Source organism: Alcanivorax sp. HI0083 (genome assembly GCF_001635175.1).
Map to the genome: position 1 here is coordinate 1 of NZ_LWFX01000391.1, position 1,095 is coordinate 1,095.

At 58.0% G+C, this 1,095-nt stretch carries 1 protein-coding gene; it reads right to left on the minus strand.

The genetic code is table 11. The annotated features are described in order from the left end of the window. Positions 1 to 132: 132 nt before the first annotated feature. Positions 133 to 1,095 (minus strand): AarF/ABC1/UbiB kinase family protein (locus tag A3754_RS04040; RefSeq protein WP_063518900.1); only part of this gene is annotated, 963 nt, incomplete at its 5' end.

Sequence of the window (1,095 nt, forward strand, 5' to 3'; positions counted from 1 at the left end):
AGAAGAAATTTCCGGTATCAGTGTTGGCCTGCGTTCCGCGTTCTGATTGCGGTAGCCAAACACAGGGATACAAAAACGCCCCTCCGAGTGAGGGGCTTTTTTGTGGTGGATGAGGCTGTCTGTTGGTGGGGGTCAGTCCCCGGGCGCAGCGGCGTTGATCGCTTTTTCCAGGTTGGGACGGAATGCGGTGTTCACGCCGAGTTTCATCATCGTCCAGTAGTGCCCGCTGATGACCCGTTCTACCAGCAGGCTGCGCGAGGAGGGCTGGAACTTGAGCATCTGTTCCAGTGGTGTGCGCTTCACCTGGCGCATGATGTCGGTATGCAGCTGTGAGTCTCCGAAATCGTAGGGTTCGTCATCAAAGGCTCGCAGTAACAGCTCGATCCAGACCGCATAAAAGTCACCGCTCACCCGGGTATCTTTTTTGCGGGCGCCCAGCTCCAGCAGCAGGGTGTCCAGAGTGCTCCAGTCCTTGTTGATGGCGGTGCGCACCAGACGCTTCAGTAATTCCGCATCCTGTTCGGGCAGGCGTTTAACCGCGCCAAAATCGTAGATCACGATGGTGCCATCCGGGCGGAAGGCAAAGTTGCCGGGGTGAGGGTCGCAATGGACCGCCCGCAACTGAAAGATCTGCTGACCAATGGCATCGAAAAGGCGTTCACCCAGCTGGTTACGGGTGGCCTGGTCGAAGCCGTGCGCATCGTCCACCTGGTCCAGTGCGGTGCCGGTTTCGTAGCTCAGGGTCAGCACCTTCTCACTGGAGAGGGCAGGAAAAACCTGAGGGATGACCAACCAGGGCTGATCTTGGTGGAAGGCCTGAAAGTGCTCCAGGTTGTTGGCTTCCTGTCGGTAATCCAGTTCCTCATGGAGCTGGTTGCGAATTTCCCGAAATACCGCATCCAGTGCTGCTTCATCCACTTTCAGCAAACTGCCCAGGCGCAGGATACGGCGCAGGTGCTTCATGTCCGAGTCGATGGATTCCTTGACCGCCGGGTACTGCACTTTCACCACCACTTCGGCGCCGTCCAGCGTCACAGCGTGGTGTACCTGGCCAATGGAGGCCGCGGCAAAGGGTTGTTCATCGAAGCGGGTGAA